23 protein-coding genes and 1 tRNA gene are annotated in these 18,831 nt (G+C 66.7%); 18 read left to right on the forward strand and 6 right to left on the reverse strand.

What is annotated here, in order from left to right:
* The first annotated feature begins 145 nt into the window (after positions 1-145).
* From rplS to EAX62_RS08740, 10 genes are all read left to right on the forward strand, one after another.
* A complete protein-coding gene (gene rplS, locus EAX62_RS08690) occupies positions 146-493 on the forward strand; it encodes a 50S ribosomal protein L19 (RefSeq protein ID WP_121901292.1) in 348 nt (115 codons plus the stop codon).
* Between the two features lie 142 nt (positions 494-635).
* Positions 636-1,439: a signal peptidase I gene (lepB, locus tag EAX62_RS08695; RefSeq protein ID WP_407703314.1), complete on the forward strand. Its 804-nt coding sequence runs from the start codon at positions 636-638 to the stop codon at positions 1,437-1,439.
* On the forward strand, positions 1,440-2,072 hold the full coding sequence (locus tag EAX62_RS08700; RefSeq protein ID WP_121901294.1) for a ribonuclease HII: 633 nt from the start codon (positions 1,440-1,442) through the stop codon (positions 2,070-2,072). It abuts the gene before it with no gap.
* Positions 2,069-2,380 carry a DUF2469 domain-containing protein gene (locus EAX62_RS08705; RefSeq protein ID WP_121901295.1) on the forward strand — a complete coding sequence of 104 codons (312 nt, stop codon included), beginning with the start codon at positions 2,069-2,071 and terminating at the stop codon, positions 2,378-2,380. Before EAX62_RS08700 ends, EAX62_RS08705 begins: the two co-directional genes overlap by 4 nt.
* 69 nt (positions 2,381-2,449) lie before the next feature.
* The gene (locus tag EAX62_RS08710; protein ID WP_121901296.1) at positions 2,450-2,824 is read left to right on the forward strand and encodes a YraN family protein; all 375 of its coding nucleotides are present in this window, start codon (positions 2,450-2,452) and stop codon (positions 2,822-2,824) included.
* Positions 2,821-4,350 carry a YifB family Mg chelatase-like AAA ATPase gene (locus tag EAX62_RS08715; protein ID WP_121901297.1) on the forward strand — a complete coding sequence of 510 codons (1,530 nt, stop codon included), beginning with the start codon at positions 2,821-2,823 and terminating at the stop codon, positions 4,348-4,350. Before EAX62_RS08710 ends, EAX62_RS08715 begins: the two co-directional genes overlap by 4 nt.
* A 10-nt stretch (positions 4,351-4,360) precedes the next feature.
* Positions 4,361-5,470, forward strand: coding sequence for a DNA-processing protein DprA (gene dprA, locus EAX62_RS08720; protein ID WP_121901766.1), 1,110 nt, complete (start codon positions 4,361-4,363; stop codon positions 5,468-5,470).
* 251 nt (positions 5,471-5,721) lie between these two features.
* Entirely contained in the window at positions 5,722-6,024 is a 303-nt protein-coding gene (locus EAX62_RS08725; RefSeq protein WP_121901298.1) for a DUF427 domain-containing protein, read from the forward strand.
* Positions 6,025-6,233: 209 nt separating this feature from the next.
* A complete protein-coding gene (locus tag EAX62_RS08730; protein ID WP_121901299.1) occupies positions 6,234-6,539 on the forward strand; it encodes a hypothetical protein in 306 nt (101 codons plus the stop codon).
* 711 nt (positions 6,540-7,250) lie between these two features.
* Positions 7,251-7,892 (forward strand): PQ-loop domain-containing transporter, encoded by a 642-nt coding sequence (locus tag EAX62_RS08740; protein WP_121901301.1) that lies wholly within the window; start codon positions 7,251-7,253, stop codon positions 7,890-7,892.
* 62 nt (positions 7,893-7,954) lie between these two features.
* Here the strand turns inward: EAX62_RS08740 and hisD are convergent, their stop codons facing one another.
* Genes hisD through EAX62_RS08765 form a run of 5 tightly spaced genes read right to left on the reverse strand, consistent with a single transcriptional unit; the run spans position 7,955 to position 12,370 of the window.
* Positions 7,955-9,244, reverse strand: coding sequence for a histidinol dehydrogenase (gene hisD / locus EAX62_RS08745; RefSeq protein WP_121901302.1), 1,290 nt, complete (start codon positions 9,242-9,244; stop codon positions 7,955-7,957).
* Entirely contained in the window at positions 9,237-10,196 is a 960-nt protein-coding gene (locus EAX62_RS08750) for a cytochrome c oxidase assembly protein (protein WP_121901303.1), read from the reverse strand. The genes hisD and EAX62_RS08750 overlap by 8 nt, the downstream gene beginning before the upstream one ends.
* A 1-nt stretch (position 10,197) precedes the next feature.
* Complete coding sequence (locus tag EAX62_RS08755) at positions 10,198-10,992, reverse strand: copper chaperone (RefSeq protein WP_121901304.1); 795 nt, start codon at positions 10,990-10,992, stop codon at positions 10,198-10,200.
* A complete protein-coding gene (locus EAX62_RS08760) occupies positions 10,992-11,645 on the reverse strand; it encodes a DUF1326 domain-containing protein (RefSeq protein ID WP_121901305.1) in 654 nt (217 codons plus the stop codon). Before EAX62_RS08760 ends, EAX62_RS08755 begins: the two co-directional genes overlap by 1 nt.
* Positions 11,646-11,647: 2 nt before the next feature.
* A complete protein-coding gene (locus EAX62_RS08765) occupies positions 11,648-12,370 on the reverse strand; it encodes a GntR family transcriptional regulator (RefSeq protein WP_121901306.1) in 723 nt (240 codons plus the stop codon).
* A 183-nt stretch (positions 12,371-12,553) separates the two neighbouring features.
* Between EAX62_RS08765 and EAX62_RS08770 the strand changes: the two genes are divergently transcribed.
* The 7 genes from EAX62_RS08770 to EAX62_RS08795 all read left to right on the forward strand — a co-directional run bounded on the left by EAX62_RS08770 (position 12,554) and on the right by EAX62_RS08795 (position 16,415).
* Positions 12,554-13,201 (forward strand): PQ-loop repeat-containing protein, encoded by a 648-nt coding sequence (locus EAX62_RS08770; RefSeq protein WP_158600600.1) that lies wholly within the window; start codon positions 12,554-12,556, stop codon positions 13,199-13,201.
* 10 nt (positions 13,202-13,211) lie between these two features.
* Positions 13,212-14,453, forward strand: coding sequence for a glutamate-5-semialdehyde dehydrogenase (locus tag EAX62_RS08775; RefSeq protein WP_121901308.1), 1,242 nt, complete (start codon positions 13,212-13,214; stop codon positions 14,451-14,453).
* A gap of 39 nt (positions 14,454-14,492) precedes the next feature.
* Positions 14,493-14,636, forward strand: coding sequence for a hypothetical protein (locus tag EAX62_RS16705; protein WP_158600601.1), 144 nt, complete (start codon positions 14,493-14,495; stop codon positions 14,634-14,636).
* Positions 14,633-15,292 (forward strand): nicotinate-nucleotide adenylyltransferase, encoded by a 660-nt coding sequence (gene nadD / locus EAX62_RS08780; RefSeq protein ID WP_121901309.1) that lies wholly within the window; start codon positions 14,633-14,635, stop codon positions 15,290-15,292. Before EAX62_RS16705 ends, nadD begins: the two co-directional genes overlap by 4 nt.
* The gene (gene rsfS, locus EAX62_RS08785; protein ID WP_121901310.1) at positions 15,289-15,681 is read left to right on the forward strand and encodes a ribosome silencing factor; all 393 of its coding nucleotides are present in this window, start codon (positions 15,289-15,291) and stop codon (positions 15,679-15,681) included. The genes nadD and rsfS overlap by 4 nt, the downstream gene beginning before the upstream one ends.
* Positions 15,678-16,295, forward strand: coding sequence for a histidine phosphatase family protein (locus EAX62_RS08790; RefSeq protein ID WP_158600602.1), 618 nt, complete (start codon positions 15,678-15,680; stop codon positions 16,293-16,295). The genes rsfS and EAX62_RS08790 overlap by 4 nt, the downstream gene beginning before the upstream one ends.
* A 47-nt stretch (positions 16,296-16,342) precedes the next feature.
* Positions 16,343-16,415: transfer RNA gene (locus EAX62_RS08795), tRNA-Ala, on the forward strand.
* Positions 16,416-16,479: 64 nt separating this feature from the next.
* Here the strand turns inward: EAX62_RS08795 and fdhA are convergent.
* Positions 16,480-17,691: a formaldehyde dehydrogenase, glutathione-independent gene (gene fdhA / locus EAX62_RS08800; protein ID WP_121901312.1), complete on the reverse strand. Its 1,212-nt coding sequence runs from the start codon at positions 17,689-17,691 to the stop codon at positions 16,480-16,482.
* A gap of 243 nt (positions 17,692-17,934) precedes the next feature.
* Here fdhA and EAX62_RS08805 point away from each other — a divergent pair, with 243 nt between their 5' ends.
* Positions 17,935-18,786, forward strand: a complete 852-nt coding sequence (locus EAX62_RS08805; protein WP_121901313.1) for a siderophore-interacting protein — start codon at positions 17,935-17,937, stop codon at positions 18,784-18,786.
* Positions 18,787-18,831 lie beyond the last annotated feature (45 nt).

Consider the following 18,831-nt stretch of genomic DNA (forward strand, 5'->3'; position numbering starts at 1 on the left):
CCGGGGTGCCCGGCTGTGGCATAATTTGTCGCTGTTGCCCATCAGTGGCGACCGGCCGATGTCCAGCTCCTGCCACGGGGGGATTGTCTGGGCCGTCGGTGCGCAATTACTTACGCGGTGACCTGTGGCACTGACGAGGACACATATGACAAATCCACTCATCAAGGCCGTCGACCAGGCTGCGCTCCGCGACGATCTCCCAGCGTTCCGCGCCGGTGACTCCATCAAGGTGCACGTGCGCGTCGTCGAGGGCACCCGCTCCCGTGTGCAGGTGTTTGCCGGCGTCGTGATCGCCCGCAACGCAGGCGGCGTTCAGGAAGCCTTCACCGTCCGCAAGGTCAGCTTCGGCGTCGGCGTGGAGCGTACCTTCCCGCTGCACAGCCCCATCATCGAGAAGATCGAGGTGGAGCGTCGTGGCGACGTGCGTCGCGCCAAGCTGTACTACCTGCGCAACCTGCGCGGCAAGGCAGCCAAGATCAAGGAAAAGCGCTGAACCTCGCGAACAGCGACGACATCGACGGGCCGCCGGCATTGCCGGCGGCCCGTCGTCGTGTCCCCCGGGCGGGGATGCGGCAGCATCGGCGGTATCATCCAATCTGCGGCGTTGCCGCACGACTGGGGAGTGGATGAGGGGTGTGTCTGTGGATGCCGACGAGGACGCAACGCTCGACGGGCAAACCCGCCGCGGAACCACGACGCAGAAGTCGTTCGGGCGGCGGGCCCTGGGCTGGCTTTCCGAGGGTGCCATCATCGTCATCGGCGCCCTCATCATCTCCACCCTGCTCCGCAGTTTCGTGGCCCAGATGTTCCTGATCCCGAGCGGGAGCATGGAGAACACCCTCCAGGTCAACGACCGCGTGCTGGTGGCCAAGTTCGGCGGCTTCCAGCGTGGTGACGTCGTGGTGTTCGAGGATCCGGGTGACTGGCTCGGTCCGTCCCAGGTGACCGAGAACCCGATTCGAGTGGGACTCGAATTCATAGGCGTCCTGCCCAATTCCGCCACCGAACACCTCATCAAGCGTGTCATCGGCATGCCCGGCGACCATGTGAAGTCTGCAGGCGACGGTGCCCCGGTCACCGTCAACGGCGTCGCGCTGGATGAGACCTCGTACCTGTACTCCGAGGGTGGTGTGCAGGTGGCACCCGCCAACATCCCCTTTGACATCATCGTGCCCGCCGACCGCATCTTCGTCATGGGTGACCACCGGAACCAGTCCGCTGATTCCCGGTGCCGTCTCACCAACGTCAATGCGGGGGAGGCACCCGGCATGGCCGCGTTCGTCCCCGTGGACAAGGTGGTGGGGGCTTCGGTGGCCATCGTGTCGCCGCTGGATCGGATCTCCACGTTCACGGTTCCCGCCACTTTCGCCGCTGTGCCCGACCCCGAGCAACCGGCTCCGGCGGACCCTGAGATCCGCGAAGCCAGCCCGGGGTGCTGAGTGATTCGTCCGGGACGAGGTCAGTACGGGTACGAGAGGGCGCTCTTCAGGGCGGGGCTCTCACCTGTCGCGGGTGCTGATGAGGCGGGGAGGGGTGCCTGCGCCGGGCCGCTCGTGGCGGCCGCCGTCGTCCTGGATCCGAACCGCCCCATCAAGGGGCTCGACGACTCGAAGGCTCTGACTGCGCGGCAGCGGGAGAGGCTGCACGGCGAGATCATGGCCAGGGCCGTGGCGGTGGCCACGGTCCGTGTGGAGCACGACGAGTGTGACCGCCTCGGTATGCATCAAGCTGACCTGCACGCGCTGCGTCGTGCCGTCGCCCGCCTCGAGGTTCCGCCCTCCTTTGTCCTCACCGATGGCTTCCCCGTCGACGGTCTTGGTGTTCCGGGTCTCGGGATATGGAAGGGGGACAAGGTGGCTGCGTGCGTGAGCGCTGCCTCCATCGTTGCCAAGGTCACGAGGGACGCCATCATGACGCAGTACGACGAGGAGTACCCGCACTACGGGTTCGCCATCCACAAGGGTTACTGCACGGCTGCCCACCAAGCTGCACTCGAGGAACACGGGCCGTGTGACATCCACCGCTGGTGCTTCGACAACGTCGTCAGAACGGCTAGGGTTGGTTCATCATGAGCGCGGAAGATCTGGAGCAGTACGAGAGCAAGCTTGAGCTTGACCTGTACCGCGAGTACAAGGACGTCGTCAACATCTTCACCTATGCAGTGGAGACCGAGCGGCGTTTCTACCTGTGCAACGCCGTGGACCTGAAGGTCCGCACCGAGGGCGGCGATGTGTACTACGAGGTGTCCATGGGGGATGCCTGGGTCTGGGACATGTACCGGCCCGCGCGCTTCGTGAAATCCGCCAAGGTTCTCACCTTCCGTGACGTCTCCATCGAGGAGATCGCCCACTCCGAGTTCCAGCTCCCCGAGGATCGCTGAGAACCAACCTGTGGAGTAGTGGTTTCCCGCCACCGGCCGTGACCACACTGGCTTGCGGAGGTGGGACCCATGGCCATCAATCAGCGGGCTGCGGCCCTCGGCGTGCACGGCGAGGACATTGCCGCCGCGCACCTGGAGACGCTTGGCTGGCGCATCATCGAACGCAACTGGCGATGTCCGGCGGGCGAACTGGACATCATCGCGTGGGACGAGGCCGCCAGGGCAATCGTGTTCGTGGAGGTCAAGAGCCGCTCCAGCACGGCGTTCGGTGACCCGCTGGAGGCCATCACCTGGCGCAAGCAGGCCAAGCTGAGGGAGTTGGCCACCCTCTGGCTGCGCGTCACCACACCCCGGGTCCGCAACATCCGCCTGGACGCCATGGGGGTCCTCCTCCCACGCGGCGGTCAGCCCGAGGTGACACACGTCCGGGGGATCGGGGCGTGAGAATCGCTTGCGCCTGGTCGGTGTCCCTGTCCGGGCTGGAGGGATCCCCGGTACAGGTGGAAGCCGCCACCGGGCAGGGCCTCCCGAAGATCTCACTGGTGGGGCTGCCGGATGCGGCGCTGCTGCAGGCCCGGGATCGGGTGCGGGCAGCCATCAGTGGGGCTGCGTACGAGTTCCCCAAAGGCATCCTGACCATCAACCTGTCGCCGGCGAACCTTCCCAAGAACGGGTCCCACTATGACCTGGCCATCGCGGCTGCCATCTTGGCGGCCACCGAGGAGGTGCCCTCCGAGATGGTCAAATCCACGATGTTCTTCGGCGAGTTGGGTCTCGACGGGAACGTGCGTCGTATGCGGGGGATCCTGCCGGCCATGCTGGCAGCGTCGCGGGCAGGTTTCCAGCGGGTGATCGTGCCGCACGGCCAGGCGCGGGAGGCCTCGCTGGTGCCCGGACTCACCATCTGGCCGGTCAGGCACCTCCACGAGATGGTGGACCTGATGCATGGCCGTCCCATTGCTCTGGCGCCCGAGACATGTGAGCCGGACGAGGAGGTGGACCAGCAACCGTCGGACTTCGCGGACGTGCAGGGCCACAGCGACGGCAAGTGGGCCATGGAGGTGGCCGCTGCCGGCAGACACCACGTGTTCCTGCACGGTGCGCCCGGGGTGGGCAAGACCATGCTGGCGTCGCGGCTGCCCTCGATCCTTCCCGATCTCGGGCATGAGGATGCCATCGAGGTCTCCGCACTGCACTCGCTGGCGGGTCGCGGACTGGAGTCCGGGCTGTTGGTGCGCCCGCCGTACTCGGATCCCCACCACACCTCCACCATGGCGTCCCTCATCGGTGGCGGAGGCCGCGACATCCGCCCAGGCTCCATTTCTCTGGCCCACCGAGGAGTCCTGTTCCTCGATGAGGCCCCGGAGTTCGGAAGCCGGACCTTGGACGCGTTGCGGACGCCGTTGGAGAACGGGTGGGTGACCATTGGCCGGGTGAACCAGGTGGTGCGCTACCCGGCACGGTTCCAGCTCATCCTCGCCGCCAATCCCTGCCCCTGCGGGTATTCGGGTGTGGTGGGCAAGGAGTGCACCTGCCCGGCCATGACGGTGCGTCGATACCGCGAGCGGTTGTCCGGACCCATACTGGATCGCATCGACATCCGTCACCACATGCTGCCTCTGACACGGGCATTCCTTGCCGACTCGGACGAGCCCCCGGAGACCAGTGTCCAGGTGTTGACGAGGGTGATGGAGGCGAGGGGCCGGCAGCAGTACCGGCTGATGGCAACGCCGTGGTGCACGAACGGGGAGGTGCCCGGTTCCTATCTCCGCAAGCATCTTCCCCTGCCCGAGGACCTGGGGCCGTTGGAGCGGGGGCTGTCCAACGGCACGCTCAGTGCCCGAGGGGTGGACAAGGTGTTGCGTCTCGCGTGGACGCTGGCGGATCTGGAGGGGGAGGATCGCATCGGCACCGGCAATCTGCGGGTGGCGATGCTCATGCGGCAGGGCGAACTGGCGAGGGTGGGCTGACGTGACTGTCATGGACGAGCGCAGCGCCAGGATGTCGCTGTGCGCGCTGCAGTCGCTGGGTAACCCGCAACTCTCGGAACTGGTGGCCGTCCACGGCGCCGTGGAGGTGTGGGAGGCGATTCTTGGTCGTGACGCAGAGAGCACATGGGGGCGCCGTGCTTCCATCATCGAGCCGGGGCAACTGGTGTCCGACACCCACAAGTGCAGCGCCCGCTTCGTCGTGCCCGGCGATGAGGAGTGGCCTGACTCCCTCGATCTGTTGGTCGGCGCCCGGTTGTCCGGGCAGGGCGGGCCGCCCCTGGGGTTGTGGGTGCGGGGCACGGTCCGGCTGGATGAGCTGGCGGGTTCGGTGGCGGTCGTCGGAGCACGGGCCTCCACCTCCTACGGGAACCACGTGGCCACCGAGTTCGGGGCAGATCTGGGGCTCGCGGGTCGCGTGGTGGTCTCCGGGCTCGCGTTCGGGATCGACGCTGCCGCACATCGTGGGGCGCTCTCAGCGCGGCACGAGACGGTGGCGGTACTGGCCAACGGCGTGGACTCTGCCTACCCGGTGGCGCACACCAGCCTCATGGAGGGGGTGATTGCACGGGGTGCCGTCGTATCCGAGGCGCCGCCGGGATGCCGACCCCTGAAGGCTGCGTTCCTGGCGCGCAACCGCCTGATCGCGGCACTGACCGATGGTGTCGTGGTGGTGGAGGCGGCCGCCCGCTCCGGTGCCCGCAACACCGCGAGCTGGGCCGCGGTGCTGGGGAGGCACGTGATGGCGGTGCCGGGCCCGGTGACGTCGTCGCTCTCGGTAACCCCGCATCGCCTGATCCGGGAGGCCACCGCCACGCTCGTGACGTCGGTGGCTGAGGTGATCGAGTTGCTCTCCCCATTCCAGCCGGAACTGGAACTGCCGTTGCAGGGCGAGGATCGGCCTTTGGACCGGTTGCCGGAGCGGCTCAGAGTGCTGCGGGAGGCAGTGGCGCCCAAGGAGGAGGTGAATGTGAGCGACTTCATGACGCGGACGGGATTATCGGTTCCTGAATGCCTCGCCGGCGTCGACGAACTTGTTGAGTTGGGCTGGCTGGAACAGGCGGGGGAGGCGGGGTGGCGGCTGCCCGGCCGTCGCCGATGATTCGACTTCTGGCACACGGCCCCGGCCCCGGCGCCCGCGCTGCGATCCACCTCAGTCCGCCTCCCCAAGCCGTCTCCGGGCAGAGCCCTTCTGCGGTGATTGCGCCTCGGCTCACACGGTGCCCGGCTCATTCCTGCCGCCGAAGAAGTGTCGGTGGGATTCGGTCCGCGCCGGACTACTGTTGGCCATACCCACCTCGATCACCCGAGCGAGGGTCTACCCAAGGGCCGGGCTCACGAGAGGACACGAACATGAAGGTATCGATCAATGGAGTGGTCGTCGCTGAGGCGCCCGAGCAGGACCTCATCAGCATCGAGGGCAACCGCTACTTCCCGCCGTCCTCGCTCATGAGCGAGTCGTTCTCCGACAGCCCCACTCCATACACCTGCCCGTGGAAGGGCAAGGCGCAGTACCACGACGTCACGGCGGGTGGGGCGACGCATCACGACGCCGCCTGGAGCTATCCCACGCCGTATCCGGCATCGTTCGATCGCGTTGGACGCGACTACAGCGGCTACGTGGCCTTCGACAAGTCCCAGGTTTCCATCAGCTGACCCCGGAACTGGTGGTCGGTACCGAAATGCCTCGACGGCGTCGACAACAGTGTGCGTAGGGGACGGCCCCGGACATGTCGATGAAGTCGGGGCGTGTGGCCGTTGTGGACACCCAGGGGAATGTGCCCGGAGCTACAATTCGAGGGTGACGTGCGACCTCGTCGCCGGACTCTCGGGGCACACGTCCTCCAGACAGAAGAGGAACGACAATGTCCGCGACGCTGAGGCTCACACACAAGGCAATCGGCGCGGAGGTTCGTCGCGGTGACTACGAGGTCGTCGTAGACGCAGTGCGTGTGGGGTCTGTCCACATGCATGGCACGATCGAAGTGCCAGTCGCTTCCGGCTCCCACACCCTCCAGATACGGGAGGGGAGGAATTCGAGCCGCATCGTGACATGTGAAGCCGCCGAAGGCGGGGTCGTCGCCTTCCGGTGCACGGGAAAGCGGTTCCTGCCGCTGTTCCTGGCGTCGTTCCTGGCTCCCAGCCTTGCCCTCGTACTCGTCCGCGAGTAGGACCCGGTACCGCGGGTCGCCCTCCTGCTGCGCCCGGAAACGGGAATCGCAGGGCTGGTTCGTGACGTCGGCGTTTCGGGGGCGACAGCCCGTGTGAACGATCCCATTTCGCGGGCATGCTTGTGGGCGACGGATTGCCCCGGCGCTCTTGGCGAACCACTGGCGAGGGCCCGGCCGGTTTCGACCACCTTCCGCACCGCCTCCATGGAAACCACTCTGGTCCACGGTGGCGGAGGTGAACGGCACGTTCATCCAGTCCAACGGCTGGACATTCAACAACCTCACCTACCTTCGGGCACCCCGGGCGCTGTGGGGGGTAACCCGCTCGCCAGCACCAATACCTGGCAGGCGGACGACGGCAGCACGTGGCGCACGGAGTGCGACACGGACCTTTCGGATCGCAACGGTTGTCGCTCCTTCATGTGGGCAGGCACGGTTGTCTCGATTTCGTCCTCCTCGGGAACCACCCTCACGTGGCAATGGGGATGGCGATTCAACAACATCGTGAAGTTCAGTTGAGCTCCTGAGCGCAACTGAGTGAGAACCGGGGCGGCGCACGGCTGGGAAACCAGCCGGGTGCCGCCCCTTTTCCGACCCCGGGACCAGCAGGGTGCTCCCCGCTGTCAGGCGCGGAGGGCGGTGGGATAGGCTGGGATCGTCCCGAGTTCGCCGATCCGGGACCCGTCAGCTCTGCCAAGGACATCACCGCAATTGACTGCTCTGGACATCCTCGGATGGGTGGCCGCCAGCTTTGGCATGGCCTCAGCCCTACCCCAACTCCTCCGACTGTTGCGCACACGCTCGAGCGCCGGGGTTTCCCTGACGCTCTTCCAGCTGAATGCGGCCGCCGCCGGGGCCTGGACGATGCATGGGTTCATGGTGGGCGTGCCGCAGATGCAGTACCCCAACATGGTGCTGGCCATCAGCAGCATGGCGGTGTGCGTCATTGTCCTGAAGGATCGTGGCTCGTCCCTGTTCCCGGCGCTTCTCGTGCCACCCGTGATCTCCGTGGCCCTGTTCGGTATGGACCTGTTGGCTGGTGGCCTCGTGTTCGGGTTCGTGGTGGCGGCACCCTTCGTGGTGGGGCAGGTTTCGCAGCTGCGGACCATGCAGTCCTCGCGCGACCTGTCGGGGGTATCGCTGCCGTTCCTTTCCGTGACGTTCGGAGTCCAAGGACTGTGGCTCGTCTGGGGGATCATCTACGGCGAGACCTCCATCACGGTGTGCGCATCGCTGTTGGGGCTGCTTTCTCTGGTCAATCTCATCTACTTCCTTCACCGACTGGCGCGTGGCAGCGCGGTGATTCGACCAGCCCAAGCCGCCACCATCACAGCGGTTGACGCTGCCAGCTGATCGCGGCCTCCGGCAACGCGATCATTGTTCCTCCACCCTTGGTCGGAGGGGCGGGTCACGGGTCAGATGTTGATCATGGGGCGCCGGTACTTCTCGACGCGGATGTCTGCTGAGGCCGCATGCCCGAACATCCGCTCGGCAGTGGAGATCGCGGAGGTGTGCCGTCCCACCCGGACGCTGGCCTCCGGGCTCAGCCTCTGGAACGTGCACACCCTGATGAAGCTCCCCACCCACAGCCCGCCGGTGTAGCGGGCGGCGCCGTTCGTGGGCAGCGTGTGATTGGTGCCCGTGGCCTTGTCACCGTATGCCACGGTGGTTTCCTCGCCGGAGAACACGGTGCCGTAGTTGCGCAGGCGCTCCTCGTACCAGACGGTGTCGGCCACCTGGAGTTGGAGGTGCTCGCTGGCGTAGGCGTCGGAGAGTTCGACGGCCTCCTCTGGCGAGTCCACCACCGCGACCACTCCGAGGTCTGCCCATGCCTGACCGGCAACGTCACCGGTGGGCCAGGAGTCCACGATGGCCGGGATGTGTTCCAGCACTGCCATGCCCAGCGCTCGTGAGGTGGTGATGAGCACGGCCGGTGACGTGGGCCCGTGTTCGGCCTGGGCCAACAGGTCAATGGCGACGGTGCGGGCATCCGCCGTGTCGTCGGCGATGACGAGTACTTCCGTGGGGCCCGCCAGCAGGTCGATGCCCACGCGTCCGAACAGTTGGCGCTTCGCCTCTGCCACGAAGGCGTTGCCGGCGCCGACGATCATGTCGACGGGTTCCAGACCCTTCAGCGCGCCGTAGGCCAGGGCGCCGAGTGCCTGCACGCCGCCCAGGGCGTAGATCTCATCGGCGCCGGCCGTGTGCATGGCGTACAGGGTGGGTGGGTGGATACCGCCCTCGGGTGTGGGGGCAGTCATGGCCACCACCTTCTCCACGCCGGCCGTCTTGGCTGTGAGGATGCTCATGAGCGCGGAGGAGATCAGCGGGTACCGTCCGCCGGGGATGTAGGCGCCCACCGAACGCACGGGCAACAGCCGGTGGCCCAGCACCTGACCGGGGGCGATCTCCACCTCCAGCGGTTGCAGGCAGGCGAGTTGTGCGCGGGCGAACGCGCCGACAGATGCGTGTGCGGCGTCGATGTGGGCGCGCAACTCGGGAGCCACGTGCCGGATTGCGGCGTTGATGGTGTCATCGCTGATGCGAAAGCTGGGCGGGTCGTGGTGGTCGAGGGCGCGGGAGAAGTCCCGGACCGCCGTCTCGCCACGCGCGGAGATGTCGCCGAGCATCTCAGCCACGCGGGCCTGCACTGCCGGGTCGGTGGTGGTACCCGCTTCCCGGCCGCTCTTCAGGTACTCAGGCATGGGGGTGTGGGCTCCTCGTCGTAGTGGGTTTCCCGCTGGCCATCAACGGGAGGGTGCCGGGGTTGTGGGGCTCGTCCGACCGGAGCTCGCGCCGCGCCCAGCGCCCGGCGATGACCAGCATCGCGCCCAGCAGGAGGGGCATGTCCACGACCATCATGATGAACCCGGCCAGCCGTTGGTCGTCCCACGGTGACAGGCCGAACCAGGGGCGCGCGTCGAGGTAACCGGTGTAGAGCAGGCTCGGCCACCAGATGAATGCTGCGCCCACCACCCCGCCCACGGCCATGGCCACGGCGAGGGCGCCCACGCGCTCCCGGGTGGTGGTGTGGTGGAGGGACGGGAGTCGCCCGATGAGTACCACCCAGAACAGGATTCCCGCCCCCAGCAGGCTCAAGTGCTCGATGTTGTGGACCGTCCTGTTGGCCAGCGACAGGTTGTACATCACCGGCAGGTGCCATCCGAGGGTGACCACCGACCACACGCCCACGGCGAACCACGGGCTGCCCACCGTCAGCAATATTCGCCGCCACAGCCGGGCCGGCCGCGTGTGCGACCGGACGGGGCGCAACAGGAGGCGGGACACCGGCATCACGAGGCGCTGCTCCAACCCGGCTGCGATCAGGATCGAAGCCACCATGAGCAGCATCTCGTGCTGGATCATGTGCACGGCCGGGGATTGGGCCTCGCCGTACGGGTCGATGGGGGAGAACAACGCCACGACCACCACTGCCAGTCCGGCGGCGAACAGGACGAGCCGCCCTGGCGACACGGACTGCCCCCGCCTGTGAGCTGCCACGGCCAGCCCCGCGTAGACCAGTGCAACCACCACCAGTCCCATCAGGGGCAGCGGCTCGACGGCCCACCCATAGGCCACGTCATGCTCATGGCCGGAGTGGGCAGGCAGGTGAACAACTCCGGTCACCGCTGCGATCACCCCCACCACGTCGCCCATGTCACCCCACCGCCGCAGCCACGACGACCGGGACCAGTGCCAGGCTCAGCCCAACGAGCATGAAACCTGTGGTCCGCTCCACGAGCGGTGCCACGCGGGATGCCTTGGCCCCCAGTTGCGCGTACGTCTCCGGTGCGAGGACGGCAGGTGCCAGGAAAGGAATGGCCATCACCACCGCGTAGCCGGCGACGATGCCCGCGCCCAGGGTGAAGTTCTTGCTGCCGCCCGCCAGCACAGCAATGGCCAGGATGTAGGGGCCGCAGCAGGTTGCGCAGTACTGTCCGAACGCCATCCCGGCCCGGACCGGACGGCGGAACGAGGCACGTCCGGAGCGCAGGAGCCACAGTGGTCCGCGGCAGCGAGACAATGCACCCAGGTTGACGGCTCCCAGTGCGGAAAGACCCAGCAGCAGCGACGCCACCGCGCCCAGTGCCACCGCGATCCACGCCCAGTCGCCCAGCAGGCGGGCCACACCGCCCAGAAGTACTGCGAAAGGAAGATAGAACCCGACGTAGCCGACTGCGAACAGTCCGGCTGAGGTGCGGATGCCGTGTCGACGAGTGTCCTGTGTGCGCGTCACCACTCGGGACATGGTGAGAGCCATCTGCACGGAGCAGGGCGCCATCACGGCAAAGCCCACCACGAGCAGCACGCACCCGGCAAGCACTGGGGCCAGCTCCGGCCGGGCCAGCGCCCCCGCCGTGAGAACGATAGTGGCGAGCACCCCGACGACGACGGGCACGAGGAAGCGCCTCGTACGCGTCGTCGACGGGGCGTCCGTGAGGTCTGCCGACATCAATCGCCCGCGTAGAACAGGTGGAAGTCGAGGCCCTGGATGGAGTTGCGCTTCTCGTAGGCCCACTCCATCTGGTGCTCCGGGATGGCGATCGTGTTGTGGGATGCCTTGCCGACGAGTGCCTCGTTGCCGGGAATGGTGTTCCACGAGGAGTTCACCAGCTTGGTGGGGGAGCCGTCCGGCCCCCGGTAGGGCTCCATGAGGGCGTCGATGGCGAAGCCCTCCCCGCTGGGGTGGCCCACCTTCACGACGCCGGTGCCGTTGGAGATCGTGTACTCGATGGGAACCTTGTACGTGGCGACACGGTCGGTGATCAGCGCCGCCAGGTCGGCGAGAGGCCCACCGAGGCGGCCCTGCAGGGCGTCCATGAGTGCTTCCTGCTGCTCGTCGGTGGCGTTGTCGCTGATGAACATCACCTCACGCCAGTTCCCGTCCGCGACATTGCCGGGGATCTGCACGAGGCTGACTGTCGTGATGCCGGAAACATCCACCCCGCGGGCAGTGCCGGAGTTGAAGTGGTAGCCCGTGAAGCTGTTGCACCGGCCGTCGTCGGGGTCGTCACCCACCCAGCAGGGGCAGGGGCCCATGCATGAACAGGCCTCGATCAGGTCCCCGTGCAGGTCGTACGGGGTCACCGTCTGTGTTGCTGTCATCTCTACTCCTCATGGCTGGGATCAACGGGTTCTTGCGTGTGGACATCGGGCCCAGGGGTGGGCTCCTCGTGCGGGTCAAACAGTGCGTCGCGGGACAGTGCCGTGACCAGGATGTGGTGACCGGAGTCGACGTGGCGACGCATGGCCTCCTCGGCCGCAGGGCCGTCCCGGCTGCGAAATGCGTTCATGAGCACGCGGTGTTCACCGCTGGACTGGTCCATGCGGGAGCCGATGCGCAACTGGTAGCGGCGCAGGGCCAGCGTGATCAGCCGTAGGCGCTGCACCGTCTGGACGAGGCTGGCGTTGTTGGAAGTCATCAGGATGACGTCGTGAAATTGCTGGTTGGCCTCCACGAACGCTGCCGTGTCACCGGCCGCTGACATGTCCCGCATCCCGGCGTCCAGAGACTCCAGTTCCTCCAGCGTCGACGAGGTCATCTGCTCGGCGCAGAGCCGGGCGGCCAGGCCCTCCAGCACGGAGACGATCGGATAGATCTCATGGACCTGGTCGAGGGTGGGGAGGCTGATGCGCAGTCCGGAACCGTGCTTCTCGCAGAGCCCATCCTGGACAAGCCGTCGCAGCGCCTCCCGCACCGGGGTCCGGCTCAGGCCGTACTGCTTCGCCAGCATGTCCTCCCGCACCACCTCTCCGGGACGCAGGACCCGCCCCTGGATATCGGCGTAGACGGCTTGGTATACGCGCTCGGCTCCGGTGATTCGCGACATGTGACTCAACTCCCAGGGCCACTGTATGCCAACTGGTTATTTCATGTATACATTGCCGTGCATTCGCCGGATGTGTTCGAACGATCGCACCTGCAGCGCAAGTTTTCGTTCGGAGTTGATGGGCGGGGCATGCTGGCGGTGGCGCCCGCCGGCGTCACACCCACTCACGAAGGCACAGCGTCCATGACCCCGCTCGACCTTCTAGGCTGGCTCGCGGCCGCGCTCGGCATGTCCTCCACCCTGCCGCAGTTGGTGCGTCTGTTCCGGGTGCGGCGTACCGAAGGATTGTCGCTCTCCCTGTTCCAGCTCAACGCGGCGGCATCGGCCGCCTGGGCCTTTCACGGCTACCTCGTGCAGCAGCCGCAACTGCAGTGGCCCAACATTGTGGTGCTCGTCCTCAGCCTGCTGGTGGTCGTCATGATCACGAGGGACCGCGGACAGTCCTTCTGGGGGAAGCAGATCGTAGTGGCCCTGCTGGTGGCGGCGCTCATCTGCGTTGACCTGTGGCTCGGGCCCGTGGTGTTCGGCATCCTCGTTGCGCTGCCCTACGCCATCGGCGTTCTGTCCCAGCTGCGCTCCATGCATCGCGCCACGAGATTGTCGGGGGTCTCGCCCGTGTACCTGCTCGTGGCGTTCCTCGTGGAGGCGCTGTGGTTCATCTGGGGAGTACTGGTGTGGGAACTCGCCATCACTGTTTCCGCCGCCACCATGGGCGCCCTGTGTGCGGTCAACGTCGGGTACTGGGCGCACAGGCGATGGGGAAGAGGGCAAGGTCCCACCACCGGCGGGGGCGCCAGCCGGGAAACTGAGCCGGCGGACGCGCTGGCCTAGACTGCCCCGCATGACGTTCACGGACCAGGCCCGAGCTGCGCGACGCGCCAGCCTTGATCTCCAGATGCTGACCCGCGCCCAGAAGGACCAGGCACTGCAGGCGATGGCTGATTCCCTCGCCGCCGCCGAGTCCGAGGTTCTGGCCGCCAACACCGTCGACGTGGACGCGGCGCGCGCCTCCGGAACCAGCGACGCCATCATCGACCGCCTGAGCCTGGACCCTGCTCGCCTCTCAGGCATGGTGGAGGGGCTGCGTGACCTCGCGCTTCTCGGCGATCCCGTCGGCGACGTGGTGCGGGGCTGGAAGCTCGACAATGGCGTGTCCGTCACACAGGTGCGGGTGCCCTTCGGTGTGGTGGGCATCATCTACGAGGCACGCCCCAACGTCACGGCCGATGCGGCTGGCATCTGCCTGAAGTCCGGCAACGCAGCGCTCCTTCGCGGGTCCAGTTCTGCCCTCAACACCAATCGCGCCACCGTCACGGCCCTGCGGAGAGGGCTCGAGTCTGTCGGCCTCAGCCCCGACGCCGTCCACCTCGTGGAGGGTGGGCGTGAGGTCACCGGCGAGATGATGGCCGCCCGTGGACTCGTCGACGTACTCATCCCGCGCGGTGGGGCGGGCCTGATCCAGGCGGTCGTTGACGGCGCCAAGGTCCCGGTCATTGAGACCGGTACCGGCAACTGCCATTTGTTCGTCGATGCCTCCGCGGACCTGGACATGGCGGTGGCGATCATGATCAACGCCAAGGCGCAGCGGTGCAGCGTCTGCAACGCACTGGAGACGGTGCTGGTTCACCGCGACACAGCGGCCGACTTCTGGGCGAAGGCACTGCCCGCCCTCGCCGAGGCGGGCGTGACGGTGCACGGCGACGATGCCACGCGGGCACGCGATGCCTCGATCGTCGCGGCCGCCCCGGACGAGTTCGACGCCGAGTACCTGTCCATGGATCTCGCCGCGAAGGAGGTGGGTTCCCTGGCGGAAGCACTGGAGCACATCCGCGAGCACACCACCGGTCACTCGGAGACCATCGTGACCCGCGACCAGACGTCGGCCAGGACGTTCGTCGCGCAGGTGGATGCCGCCGCCGTGCTGGTGAACGCCTCCAGCCGTTTCGTCGACGGCGGCGAATTCGGGTTCGGGGCGGAGATCGGGATCTCCACCCAGAAGCTGCACGCACGGGGGCCCATGGGTCTTCAGGAGATGACGTCGACGAAGTACGTGGTGGAGGGCGACGGCCAGATTCGCGCGTGAGCGCGGGTCCGGACGCCTCCTCGCGTTAGGATGCCACCCATGATCATCACGCTTCTTGAGACCGCGCAGTCGTCCGGGCCCGCCGTCCCCACCATCGTTGCGGGCATCCTGGCCTTCGCCGGCCTGATGGCTGCACTGGCCTGGGTCGTCGGCATGGGATCGGGCAGGCCCAACTCCAAGTGACCAGTACCGAACTGGGCATCGCCCATACGACGAGCGGGCGACGCTACCGCCTCGGCGTCATGGGCGGTACGTTCGACCCCATCCACCACGGCCACCTGGTGGCTGGCAGTGAAGTGGCGGCCCAGTTCGACCTGGACGAGGTGGTCTTCGTCCCCACCGGCATGCCGTGGCAGAAGCGCGACCGTGAGGTCTCGATGCCTGAGGACCGCTACCTGATGACGGTTATCGCCACCGCGTCCAATCCGCGATTCTCGGTGTCCCGCGTGGACATCGACCGCGACGGTGACACCTACACTGTCGACACCCTCAAGGATCTGCACGCGGAGCGGGGCCCGGAGGTGGACCTGTTCTTCATCACCGGAGCCGACGCCGTCCGCCAGATCCTGACCTGGTACGGAGCCGACGAGCTCTTCGACCTTGCGCACTTCGTGGGCGTCACCCGACCCGGTGTGCCCATGACGGCCGATGACCTGAAACATCTCCCCGCCGACCGTGTGACACTCATTGAGATCCCAGCCCTGGCGATCTCATCCACCGATTGCCGACACAGGGTGCGCGAGAACGCACCCATCTGGTACCTCGTGCCCGACGGCATCGTGCAGTACATCGCCAAACGTGGCCTGTACCCCCACCCCGAAACAGGAGTCCGAAGTTGACAGCCACTGAAGAAGCCATCCGCACCGTCACCGTCGCCGCGCAGGCGGCAGCAGACAAGTTCGGTACCAGCGTCGTCGCGTTCGACGTCAGCGAGCAGCTGACCATCACCGACATCTTCCTGATCGCCACCGGCAAGAACGAGCGGCAGGTCTCTGCCATCGTCGACGGTGTGGAGGAGGCCCTGCACAAGGTCGGACGCAAGGCCGCACGCCGGGAGGGTGACCGGGAGAACCGTTGGGTGCTGTTGGACTACGTGGACTTCGTCGTGCACGTGCAGCACACCGAGGAGCGGTCGCTGTACAACCTCGAGCGCCTGTGGAAGGACTGCCCGCAGATTCCCCTCGACATTGTCCAGCACGAACCGGAAGCCGACGACGACGCATCGTGAGCATCACCAAGTTGGTCCTCCTCCGGCACGGACGCACCGCGTGGAATGACACGAGGCGACTCCAGGGCCAGGCCGACGTCGAGCTCGACAGGGTCGGGCTGCGGCAGGCGCAGGCTGCTGCGCATGCGCTGAGCACACGGGAGTTCTCCGCCGTCTACTCCTCGAACCTGCAGCGTGCGGCCGTGACGGCCCGCGCCGTCGCCGATGTTCTGGGGCTGGATGTGTCCATGGACAAACGCCTGCAGGAGATCAACGTGGGCAGCTGGAGCGGTAAGACGCGCTCGCAGGTGGAGGAGGAGTTCCCCGAATACGCGGCGTGGTACACGGAGGGTCGGGATTTTCGTCGCTCGGCATCCGGGGAGACGGAGGCCGACATGCTTGAGAGGGCGACGCCGGCCATCGACAGGATCCTGAAGCGCCACCGGGGCGAGGAGGTCCTCGTGGTGGGGCACGGTTTCCTGTTCTCGAAGCTGCTGCAACACCTTCTGGGCCTGCCCGCCGGTGCGAGAGTCCTCGGGTCGCTGGGGAACGCGCACTGGTCCGAGGTTGCATTCGCTGAACAGGCAACATGGCTGGTGGCGCACAACGTGGATACCCAGTTGCGCGATTGGTAATGGTGTCCTCTGGTGCGCTAACATTGCCGAGTCGCTGAGGCGGCAGCGGGGCTATGGCGCAGTTGGTAGCGCGCTTCCATGGCATGGAAGAGGTCAGGAGTTCGAATCTCCTTAGCTCCACAGCAGCACAAAGAAATCCCTGCCCGGGTGACCGGGCAGGGATTTCTCTGTGTCGGGTGGAGGCTCAGCCCACCATGCCGTGCGGGTCGATGACGTACTTCGTGGCCGCGCCCTTGTCGAAGGCCTTGTAGCTCTCCGGTGCCTCGTCAAGGGAGATCGTCTTCGCGTTGACGGCCTTCGCAATGTTGGCCTTGTCGGCCAGGATGAGGTTCATGAGCTGGCGGTTGTACTTCTTGACGGGACACTGCCCCGTGGTGAAGGAGTGCGATTTCGCCCAACCCGTGCCCAGGTCCACGCCGATGCGCCCGGCCTTGGCGGCATCGTCCACCGCACCCGGGTCTCCCGTCACGTACAGTCCCGGGATGCCCAGTCCGGCACCGGCACGCGCGACGGTCATGATGTCGTTCAGCACGGTGGCGGGCGCTTCGGCCGCCCCAGCACCGTGTCCGCGGGCCTCGAAGCCGACGGCGTCGACGGCGGCGTCCACCAGCGGCTCCCCCAGGATCTGAGCGATCATCTCGCCCAGATCGTTGCCGGAGCTGAGGTCGACGGTTTCGCAACCGAAGCTCTCGGCCTGCCGCAGGCGGTCCGCGTTCATGTCGCCGACGATGACCGTCGACGCGCCCAGTATCTGAGCAGAGAAGGCCGCAGCGAGACCGACGGGGCCCGCCCCGGCGATGTAGGCCGTGGATCCAGTGGTGACCCCCGCCGTGTAGGCCCCGTGGAATCCGGTGGGAAAGATGTCGGACAGCATCGTGAGGTCGAGGATCTTCTCCAGCGCCTGATCGCGGTCCGGGAACTTCAGGAGGTTGAAGTCGGCGAAGGGAACCATGACGTATTCTGCCTGGCCGCCGATCCACCCACCCATGTCCACGTAGCCGTAGGCGGCGCCGGGGCGGGCCGGGTTCACGTTCAGGCAGATGCCCGTCTTGCGCTCGTTGCACATCCGGCAGCGCCCGCAGGCAATGTTGAAGGGAACGGAGCAGATGTCGCCCTCGCGGAGGAAGAGCACGTCGTCGCCCACCTCCACCACCTCACCGGTGATCTCGTGGCCCAGGGTTTGCCCGATCGGGGCGGTGGTGCGGCCGCGCACCATGTGTTGGTCGCTGCCGCAGATGTTGGTGGTGACGATTTTGAGGATGACGGCATGTGGCGCCTTCTTCTTCAGGCCCAATCCGCTGACGACGTCGCTGGGGAGCTCCAGCTTCGGATAGTCGATGGACTCCACTGCAGTTTCGCCGGGGCCCTTGTAGACAACTACTCGGTTTGTGGTCATGGTGTGTTCCCTCTTCCTGGTTGACGATGGGCCGGGACGCCACGGTGGGCGATCGGCATGGTCACTCTGATTGCGGCGCCCGAGGACAGCAGTGTGATGGGCGCGATTCAGCCGGACACCCAGCGTCTCCCGCCTGACAGTGCTTTGTCAACGGTGGATAGTTGCCTCGGGAGGTGCTGGTGTGCGGGTGGGGTCCTTCGTCCCCGATGGCCACCGCCGCCGGGTAAGGGTAGCCTTAGTCGCATGACTGACCAGGTGAGCATCAAGCCCGACAAGAAGGCCGTCAGGGAGGCCGAGGTGGTGAGCGTCACGTGGCTGACGCCGGGGATGGTGCGTTTGCAGTTCTCCGGTGACGCCCTGCGCAGCATGCCGCCGCTCGAGTACACCGACCACTACGTCAAGTTCTTCTTCCCGCCCCTGGGGGCCACCTACAGCTGGCCATTCGACCAGGAACAGATCCGCGCCACGCTGCCGCGGGAGCAGTGGCCGGTCACACGCACCTACACGATCCGCTCCTTTGATCGTGAGACCAACGTGATGACGATCGACTTCGTCGTCCACGGTGCCGACGGGCTGGCCGGACCGTGGGCCGCGTCGGTGGAGCCGGGCGCCCGTATCGGCTTCCGGGGCCCTGGAGGCAAGTTCATGCCCGACCCCGGCGTGGACTCCCACCTCCTGGTGGGTGATGAGGCAGCGGTCCCTGCCATAGCGAGGACGCTGGAGGCGCTGCCGCAGCACGCTGTTGCCGAGGTGTTCGTCGAGGTGGACAGCGAGGAGTACCGTCCGGAACTCCCCACCACCGCCCACACCACGGTGAACTGGATTCACCGGAAGGGGCACTCGCATGGAGTGACCCTGGCGGAGGCGGTCCGCAACGCTCCTGCAATGGCTGGGACGGTCCAGGCCTTCGTCCACGGGAACGCGCACATGGTGAAGGATCTCCGCCGCTACCTGTTCGTGGAGCGTGGCATGGACAAGTCGCAGGTGTCGATCTCCGGGTACTGGCGCACCGATTACACGGAGGACGCCTGGCAGGCAAGCAAGAACGACTTCGTGGCAGCCATGGAGGCAGAGGAGGCAGCGGCGACCCCGTGAGCTTGATGTGACGAGACCATCGACGCCCGGTCAGTGGTGCGGGGT

The sequence above is a fragment of the Tessaracoccus antarcticus genome (assembly GCF_003688855.1).
GTDB classification, from domain to species: Bacteria; Actinomycetota; Actinomycetes; order Propionibacteriales; family Propionibacteriaceae; genus Arachnia; species Arachnia antarctica.